Genomic DNA, 9,241 nt, shown 5'->3' on the forward strand with positions numbered 1-9,241 from the left:
TACTTGGCCGCGTCGAACCACGCCGGGTCCACGGCCTGCGTGCCGTCGTCGCCGTACGCGGCCTCGTACGCCGCAAGGGTGCCCGCGCCGCCGAAGTCGGCGTGCGTGTAGTCCAGGCCCGTGTCGATCACGGCGATGCTCACGCCGTCGCCGGTCTCGCCCGTGTCCTGCCACGTCGCGAGCGCGCGCGTGAAGTCGACCGTGTTCGCGTTCGACGGCCGCTTGGTCGCCACGCGGTAGATCGCGGTGACGTCGTCGGACGCGGCGAGCGCCGCGATCTTCTCGGCGTCGCCGGTGACGAGCGTGCCCGCCATGAGGTTCGTCAGCGTGCCCAGGCGCTTGGGCGTGGCCGAGCCCGCGTTCTTCGCGGTGAGCTCGGTCGGCACGACGTCGGCCGCGAGGTCCTCGGCAGCCGCGGCGGCCTCGAGGACGGCGTCGGCGCCCTCGTCGGCGACGTCGACGCCCGCGTCGGTCGCGAGCTGGACGAGGGCCGTGATCTGGCCCTCGTCACCGGTGACGCCGATGCGCTTGCGGGCCTCGGCGAGCGTGGTCGAGGACAGTGCGGGGTCGAGGCGCGAGGCGGCCGGCCCCGCGTCGGAAGGCGCCGCGGTGGCGGACGTGGCGAGCAGCGCGCTGGTCAGCGCGACCGACACCGCCGTGGTGGACGCCAGGAGTGAGCGCCGGACTGGTCGTGACATGCGTGTCCCTTCGTGTATCCCTCGGGGCGCCCCGCGACCCGATCTCGACGAGGGCGCGGTGCGGAGCGTGGGGCGCACGTTACTGACCAGTAGGACGATCGAGGGGCGAGTTCACCTGATCGCAACGAAGTCGCGGCGAGATGGCGGCGACATCCCGAGGGGTGGACATCTCGCCCCGGCGACGACGCCCTGAACAGGGGCGACGACGAAGGTGTGGACGGTGACGACCGTGCGCGTCCGGGTGGCCGACAATGGTCGGCGATGATCACCGTGAGCACCGACGGCTCCTGCCTGCGCAACCCCGGGGGTGCGATCGGGTGGGCCTGGGCCAACCATGACGGCACGAGCGCCAGCGGCGGCGAGACGTCCGGCACCAACCAGATCGCCGAGCTGATGGCCGTGCTCGAGGCCGTCCGGGCGCACCCCGGCGACGAGCCGCTGCGCATCGAGGCCGACTCGCAGTACGCGATCAAGTGCTCGTCGGAGTGGGTGCACGGGTGGCGGCGCCGCGGCTGGCGCACCGCGGGCGGCGGCCCGGTGCAGAACCTCGCGCTGGTGCAGGCGATCGACCGCGCCATCGCGGAGCGCTCGGGCCCCGTGACGTTCACGTGGGTCCGCGGGCACCGCGGGGACCGGTTCAACGAGCGGGCCGACGAGCTCGCAGGCATCGCCGCGCGCGCCGCCCGCGACGGGCTCCTCCCGCGGCCCACGACCGTCGCCGACGCCGCGACCCGGCCCGACGGGGCGGCTCAGCCCGCTGCGCGCGGGCTCGTCGTCGACACGCTGTTCTGAGCGGGCTCGTCCTCCTCTGACCGGTCTCGTCTTCTGAGTCGGCTCGTCGCGCGAACGCCCGGGCCGGGGCCCGGCACGACGGCGGGGCGCCGCGGCCGTGGCCACGACGCCCCGCCGAGGGCGTGCTCGTCAGGGCGACCGCGTCAGCGGCGGACCGTGAACGTGACCGAGCCCTGCGAGGCCTCGGTCGACTTGCTGCCGGCGTAGCTCGCCGTCAGCGTGTGCGGGCCCGGCGCGAGATCACGCGGGAGCGCGATCGACACCGTGCCCGTGAGGCGCTGGACCTTGAGCGTGCCGGTACCGATGACCTTCGTCCCCTCGGTCAGCGTGACCGTCCCGAACGGGGCCGCGGTCGCGCCGGTCACCGTGACGACGGCCTGCGACGCGCCCGGACCGCCCGGGTACGGCTTGCCGCCGCCGCTCGTCGTACCCGACGCCCCGGAGCGGACGGAGGCACCGGTCACCGTGACCTTCGTCGTCGTCGCCGACTTGGCGACCGTCACCGGGACCGCCGCGGACACCGACGGCAGGAACGTCGAACCCCTCGCCGGGACGAACGACGCGGTGATCGAGTGCGCGCCGAGCCCGAGCTGCACCGACGCGGTGGCCGCGCCGCGGCGGACGTCCGCGACGGCGATCAGGTGCGTGCCGTCGCGGAACGCGACGGTGCCCTTCGCCGACGGCGGCGTGAGGCTCGCCTTGAGGAGCGCCTTCTCGCCGTACGACGTCCCGCCGACGACCGACAGGGTCGTCGTCGTGGCGGTCGGCAGGGTCGCCTTGACCACCTGGACGCGCTTGCCCGCGACGTTGTGGTGCTGGAACACCAGGAGCTCGGCCGAGGCTGCGCTCGCGGAGCGGTGCACGGGGATGGTGACCCCGCCGGCGCCGTTCGTGGAGATGAGCGAGTCGCGGTCGTTCTCGAACCAGAACGGCGGGGCGTACGGGTCGACCGTGAACGGCTCGGCCTCGTCGACCACGTCGTCCTTGCCGTACGGCGAGTACGTCCAGACGGTGACGGTCGGGGTGGCCCCCGGCTCGATGCCGACGGCACCGAGGCTGATCGGCGCGACGAGCACGTTGTTGTCGAACACGCCCGTGTCGACGTCGCCGAGCTCGTTGTTGATCGGCTCGATGTCGACCGCCGGGTTCGACGCGGGTGCGTGCAGGTCGAACGTCGAGACGACCGTGAGGTCGATCGACGGGTCGAGCTTCCACACGTACGACTCGAGGTCGTACGTGCCGTCGCCGTCGACGTCGGTGTCGATCACGGGGATGACGGCCTGGCCGAGCGAGGCCCAGTCGCCCTGCGTCGCGACACCGATGTTGAGCAGCCCGTACTCCTGCGGGTCGGCGCCGAGCGCCTCGACGTAGGGAGCGGTCGAGGACCAGCCGACGTACCTGATGTCGCCGGACGCGAGCGCCGAGGCCGACGTGGTGAGCGTCGGGTCCTCCTCGAGCTGGGGGCTCGTCGTGCCGAGGATCAGGGGCGTGGTGAGCGACTGCCAGCCGCCCGAGGACACGCCCTTGCCCGTGAGCGCCAGGCCCGCGGTCGTGGACGTCCCGGAGAACGTGACGTCCTTGGCCTTGAGGTGCGAGACCAGACGCGGCGCGGCCTGCACCGGGACGCGCAGGTCGGACGCGGCGGTGCGCGAGTCGAGGACGACCCGACCGGTCAGCCCCGCGACGTACTCGCGCGGCAGCCCGGACTGCACCGAGGCGGACGTGGGGTCGATGTCACGCTCGAGCGTGGCCGGGTCGGCCTTGAGCGTGACCGTGAGCGTCGTGGAACGGCCCGGCGGCACGTTGACGCGCGTCGGGTGGACCGTGATGCTCGCGCCGCCCGCGGTGGACGCGGCGACGAACGACGCGTCGTAGCTGGCGAGCGTGCGGCCGGTGTTGCGCACGGTCACCTTGGCGGTGCGCACGACCGTCTTCGGGCCGACGTCGACGACGCCGAACGCGACCGACGTGAGCGCCGGGTTCTTGGCGTTGTACGCGAGGACGTTCGTCTGCACGGCCTGCAGCGCGTCGACGCGACCGGCGCCCACCCGCTCGGGTCCGTACGCCAGACCGGTGCCACCGGGCTCGGTGGTGACGTCGTGCGTCGCGGTGTTGACCACGGCGGCCTTGACGTCGGTCGCCGACCAGCGCGGGTGCGCGGCGCGGACCAGCGCGGCGATGCCCGCGACGTGCGGTGCGGCCATCGAGGTGCCCGACAGCAGCTGGCCCGCCGTGCCGCCGCCCGAGGCGGCCGACAGGATGCCGGTGCCGGGTGCGGCGACGTCGACCTTGGCGATGCCGAGCGAGCCGTGCACGCCGCGCGACGAGCCGTCGTTCAGCAGGTCGCCCGCGCCCTCCTGGCTGCTCGACTGCGCGAGGCCCGGGCCGATCGTCAGCGACAGCGTGCCCGCCTCGATCTCCGGCAGCAGCGCGTCGGTCGACTGCTTGGTGAGCTGCGCGCCGGGAATCGTGGCGTTGCCCGCGATACCTGCGGCGAAGACCGCCTGCTCGGTGGGCAGGACCACGCCGACGGCGCCCGCGGCGGTCGCGTTGTTGAAGCGGACGGCCGATCCGCACAGCCGCGCGGAGTCGTCGTCGTTCCACCACAGGTACGCGATCTTGCCGGCGACGAGCGCGGCCTGCGCCGCGGTGAACGCCGTGCAGCCGTCGAAGTCGGCCGCCACGTAGGCGACCGGGGCGGTGACGTCCGGCCCGGAGTACGCGACCGAGTTCTGCGCCGCGAACAGCTTCCCGACGAGCGAGGCGTCGGAGGCGGCCGTGACCTTGACGGCGTCGAGCACCGGGGCGCCCACGGAGTTCGCGACCGTGATCGCGCTCGCGGCGTTGCCCGGCGAGCCGCCGATGTCGGTGATGTCGCCCGCGTTGCCCGAGGAGATCGCGACGACCACGCCGAGCTTGGTCAGCGCGTCGATGAGGGCGTTGTCGGGGTCGTCGGCCGGGGTGCCGTCGCTGCCGAGCGACAGGTTCAGGACGTCGACGTGGTCGGACAGGTCGCCGTCACCGTTCGGGTCCGCGGCACGGTCGAGCGCGAGGCCGGTGAGATCGGTCGAGCCGCCGATGTCGCCGAACACCTTGAACGACCACAGCTGTGCGCGGGGCGCGGCGCCGGGGCCGATCTGCCAGTCGGAGACGTCGGTCAGCGTCGAGTAGTCGCCGTCGAACGTGCTGCCGGTCGAGTCGACGCCGTAGCCGGCGGCGGTGCCGGCGACGTGCGTGCCGTGGCCCGAGTTGGGGGACGTCGACAGCGAGTCGATGGGGTTCTCGTCGGGCGTGGGGACGTCCGTGGAACCGGGCTCGTCGAGGCTCGCGTCGTACAGCGGCCCGGCGAAGTCGTAGCCGCCCGCGAACTTGGCCGGGTCGTAGGAGCCCGCGGGGATCGGCTGGGTGCCGTCCTCGCCGTACGCGGCCTCGTACGCCTCGACGGTGCCCGCACCGCCGAAGTCGGCGTGCGTGTAGTCCAGGCCCGTGTCGATGACGCCGACCGAGACGCCCTCACCGGTCTGGCCGGTGTCGTGCCACGCCTGCAGCGCACGCGTGAACGTGACGGTGTTGGCGTTCGTCGGGCGCTTGGGGACGACGAGGCGGATCGCGGTGACCTTGTCCGACGACGCGAGCGCCCGGATCTTGGCGGCGTCGCCGCTGACGAGCGTCCCGGCGATGAGGTTGGTGAGGGTGCCGAGCCGCTTCGGTGCGGCGCTGGCGACGTTCTTCGCGGTGAGCTCGGCCGGCACGACGTCCTGCGCGACGGCCTCCGTCTGCGCGGCGGCGTCCTGCACGGCGTCGGCACCCTGGGCGGCGACCTCGACGCCCGCGGCCGTGTCGAGCTCGACGAGCGCGGTGATCCGACCCTTGGCACCGACGATCCCGGCGGCCTTGCGCGCCTCGTCGAGCGTGACCCTGCTGAGCGCGGGGTCGATGCCATGGTCGGACGGGGTGGGTGGACCGGGTGGCGCGGCGGTGGCCGACGAGCCGAGGAGCGCGGTGCTGAGGGCCACCGCGAGCGCGGTGGTGGAGGCGAGGACGGATCTGCGTGACATGTGCACCCCTGGAGTTGTGGGTTCTCACGGAGCGTCCGTGGGACCGTCGGGCTGACCGTTGCCCTCGTCGGCGGAGACCACGCACGCCCGACGCACGCTACTGACCGGTACGCCCCACGTCATCCGGTACGACCGAATTGGTGGCGGCGCTCGTCGAACGCCCCGCCGGGGACCGGCGCGCCGGCGCGCCCCTCAGCGCAGCGGGACGAACGCGTACGACCCGTGCGTCGTGTCGCTGACCTGCCCGTCCGCGACGACGAGCAGGTGCATCGTCGACCGGATCGGCAGCACCAGGCGGCCCGGGTCGGCCAGCATCCCGACGAGCTCGTCGGGGAGCGTGCGCGCGGCCGCCGAGACGAGGATCCGGTCCCAGCCGCCCGGGCGAGAGCGCCCGACGGTCCCGGGCGGCGCGATCTCGAGCCGCGCGCGAGGGGTCGCACGGCCGGCGCCGGCCGGGGTCCCCAGGTACTCGGCGAGGTTCGCCGCGCCCCAGACCGCGAGCTCGGGGTCCAGCTCGAGACCCAGCACGTCGCCGTCCGGTCCGACGAGCCAGGCGAGCAGTGCCGTCGTCCACCCCGAGCCCGCGCCCACGTCGAGCACGCTCGCGCCCGGCGGGACGTCCAGCAGGCGCAGCATCGCCACGACCGTGCTGGGCTGCGAGCCCGTCGAGCCGTGCCACAGGGGGAGCGCGCGGTCCTCGTCGGCGTGCGCCCGCTGCGCGCGCGGCAGGAACTGCACCCGCGGCACCGCCCGCAGCGCCTCCCGTACCCGGTCCTCGCTCATCCGATGGTCACCCGGCCGTCGTCGTGCTCGTCGCGCCCGCCCCGCCGCGCCGCTGCGCGGCCGTGCGCGCGGTCGGCCGTCCTCAGCACCGACACTAGGCGCGTGAGTGATCCCCGGCCCGCAACACCGTCGTCGCCCCCCGGCCCGACCGCGGCCCTCGACGCCGACGTGATCGTGGTCGGGTCGGGCTTCGGCGGTTCGGTCGCGGCGCTGCGGCTCACCGAGAAGGGCTACCGCGTCATGGTCCTGGAGGCCGGGCGGCGGTTCACGCCCGAGACGCTGCCGCGGACCTCGTGGGACGTGCGGCGGTTCCTGTGGGCGCCGCGGCTCGGCTGCACCGGGATCCAGCGCATCCACGCGCTGCCGGACGTGCTCGTGCTCGCGGGCGCCGGGGTGGGCGGCGGCTCGCTCGTCTACGCCAACACGCTGTACGAGCCCGAGCGTGACGAGTTCTGGGACGACCCGCAGTGGGCGGGCATCGCCGACTGGCGCGCCGAGCTGGCGCCGCACTACGACCAGGCGCGGCGCATGCTCGGCGTCGTCGAGAACCCCGCGACGACGCCGGCCGACGAGGTCGTCCGCGGCGCCGCCGAGGAGCTCGGAGTCGCGGGCACGTACCGGCGCGCACCCGTCGGCGTGGTGTTCGGGCGCGAGGGCCGGGTCGAGGCGGGGACCGTGGTGCCCGACCCGTTCTTCGGGGGCGTCGGGCCCGAGCGCCGGGGCTGCACGCAGTGCGGCGCGTGCATGACGGGCTGCCGGTTCGGGGCCAAGAACACGCTCGAGACCAACTACCTGCCGCTCGCGGAGCGCGGCGGCGCGCGCGTCGTGCCGCTCACCACCGTGACCGCGGTGCGCCCGGCCGACGACGGCACGTGGGAGGTCGACGTCGTCGCGACCGGCCGTCGGCGTCCTCGTCGGACGGCCCGTCGGACTGCTCGTCGGACTTGTCGGACCCTGCGGGCCGGGCAGGTGGTGCTCGCCGCGGGCGCGTGGGGGACGCAGGACCTGCTGCACCGGCTCAAGGCCGACGGCGTGCTGCCCGCGCTGTCCGACCGGCTCGGGCACCTGACGCGCACGAACTCCGAGGCGCTCGGCGGTGCGGTCGCGCGGTGGCGCGACCGGCGGACCGGGCCGGACCTGACCCGCGGCGTCGCGATCACCTCGTCGATCTGGCTCGACGAGCGCACCCACCTCGAACCCGTCCGGTACGGCCGCGGGTCCAACCTCATGGGCCTGCTGTCGACCGTGCTCACCGCGGGCCCGACGACGGGCGAGCGACCGGCCGGTGCGCGGGTGCGCCACGTAGGGCGCTGGTGCGCCGCGGCCCTGCGCCACCCCGGCCAGATGGGCTCGCTGCTGCTGGGCCTGGGCTCGTGGTCGCAGCGCACCGTGATCGGGCTCGTGATGCAGACCGGTGCGGCCTCGATCGTCGTGCAGCCGCGGCGGACCTGGCGCGGGCGCGTGCGCCTGACCTCGACGCCGGGCGACGGCGAGCCCAACCCCACGTGGATCCCGCAGGCGCACGACGCGTACCGCGCCATGGCGCGCCAGCTCGGCGGGGTCCCCGCCTCGAGCGTGGCCGAGGTGGTGGACGTGCCCATGACGGCGCACTTCATCGGCGGCTGCACGATCGGGCGCTCCGCGGCCGACGGCGTCGTCGACCCCTATCACCGCGTGCACGGCTACCCGGGGCTGCACGTGCTCGACGGGTCGACGATCTCCGCGAACCTCGGGGTGAACCCGTCGTTGACGATCGCCGCCCAGGCCGAGCGCGCGTGCGCGCTGTGGCCCAACCGGGGCGAGAGCGACCCGCGGCCGCGACCCGGCGAGCCGTACGTGCGGTTGGCGCCGGTACCGCCCGCGCGACCCGTGGTGCCCGCGCACGCCCCGGCGGCGTTGCCCAGGCACTGACGGGTCCTTCACCGCACCCGTCTTTCACCAGACCCGTCCTTCACCGCACCCGACGCTCGTGCACGTGCCGGTGGCCGCGGCGCTCCGGGTGTCGGCGACATGGAAGCGTGTGCACGATTCGTCCGACGTGTCCGGTCTGCGCAGGTCAGCACGGCGTGTCGCGGCTCCTGTGGTCGCTGTCACAGCCTCGTCGGAGCGGGTGAACTTGTGTGTCGGAGACGTGAAGACGGCCGTCGAGGGCCTGCGCCGAGCCCGTGTCCGGTATGCGGAAAGTGCTCCGCAGGGCCCTCGGCGCGCATTCGGGACGTGACCAGGAGGGACGTCCGTCGGTCGCTCGGGAGGCGTTCCGCCGCCTGATCGCTGCCCGGTTGGGCGTTGTGTCGGACATGTGCGACTGCGCCGGTCAAGCCTTGCAGGACCTTGACGGATCTCAACCTGGACATCCCGCGAACGCTCCTTAGCGTGGAGATCGATGACTGACGAGCCGCAGCGCCGGCGTACGTCCGGAGGCGGCCGCCACGCGGCAGCAGAGCGGACTCGCACGCGCCCCACCACCCGCATGACCCCCAGCCGACTGGCGAAGGGGTTCGTCGTCGTCGCCCTCACGGCGGCGTTCGGCGGATTCGTCTCGCAGAGCACGGCCGCGAACGAGCAGGACCGCACCGCGATGCGCGACGCGCGAGCCGCCGTCGCCGACGCCGCGCTCGACGCCGTGCAGACCGCGCGCGCCGCGACCGACGCGGCCGAGGTCGTGAGCCCCGACGACGACACGCTCGACGAGCTCGACGCCGCGACGGCCGAGCTCGAGGACCTGCTCGACGAGGCCGGCGTCCTGCGGGCGCGGTCCGCCGATGCCCCGTCCCGCAGCGGCGACCGCACCGCCGACGGCACCGCCGACGGCACCGCTGACCGCACCGCTGACCGCACCGCCGACCGCACCGCCGCGACCGAGCGCGGCGCCGACGGCTCGGCCACGACGCCCTCCGACGACGCCGCCTC

At 74.4% G+C, this 9,241-nt stretch carries 5 protein-coding genes and 1 pseudogene; 3 read left to right on the forward strand and 3 right to left on the reverse strand.

The annotated features are described in order from the left end of the window. Positions 1–698 (reverse strand): annotated as a pseudogene (locus CWIS_RS19405) (peptidase S8); the annotation flags it as partial. A 261-nt stretch (positions 699–959) separates the two neighbouring features. Between CWIS_RS19405 and CWIS_RS10400 the strand changes: the two are divergent. Then, positions 960–1,490, forward strand: coding sequence for a ribonuclease H (locus tag CWIS_RS10400; protein ID WP_048343221.1), 531 nt, complete (start codon positions 960–962; stop codon positions 1,488–1,490). Between the two features lie 143 nt (positions 1,491–1,633). Here CWIS_RS10400 and CWIS_RS10405 read toward each other — a convergent pair whose 3' ends face one another. Then, a complete protein-coding gene (locus CWIS_RS10405; RefSeq protein WP_048343222.1) occupies positions 1,634–5,548 on the reverse strand; it encodes a S8 family serine peptidase in 3,915 nt (1,304 codons plus the stop codon). A 192-nt stretch (positions 5,549–5,740) separates the two neighbouring features. Then, positions 5,741–6,331, reverse strand: a complete 591-nt coding sequence (locus CWIS_RS10410) for a protein-L-isoaspartate O-methyltransferase (protein ID WP_048343223.1) — start codon at positions 6,329–6,331, stop codon at positions 5,741–5,743. A 168-nt stretch (positions 6,332–6,499) separates the two neighbouring features. Between CWIS_RS10410 and CWIS_RS10415 the strand changes: the two genes are divergently transcribed. Continuing rightward, positions 6,500–8,242, forward strand: coding sequence for a GMC oxidoreductase (locus CWIS_RS10415; protein ID WP_304413441.1), 1,743 nt, complete (start codon positions 6,500–6,502; stop codon positions 8,240–8,242). A 559-nt stretch (positions 8,243–8,801) separates the two neighbouring features. Next, on the forward strand, positions 8,802–9,241 hold a 440-nt coding region (locus CWIS_RS18905; protein WP_197080821.1), incomplete at its 3' end, for a hypothetical protein.

It is taken from the genome of Cellulomonas sp. A375-1, assembly GCF_001040865.1.
Classification (GTDB): Bacteria; Actinomycetota; Actinomycetes; order Actinomycetales; family Cellulomonadaceae; genus Cellulomonas; species Cellulomonas gelida.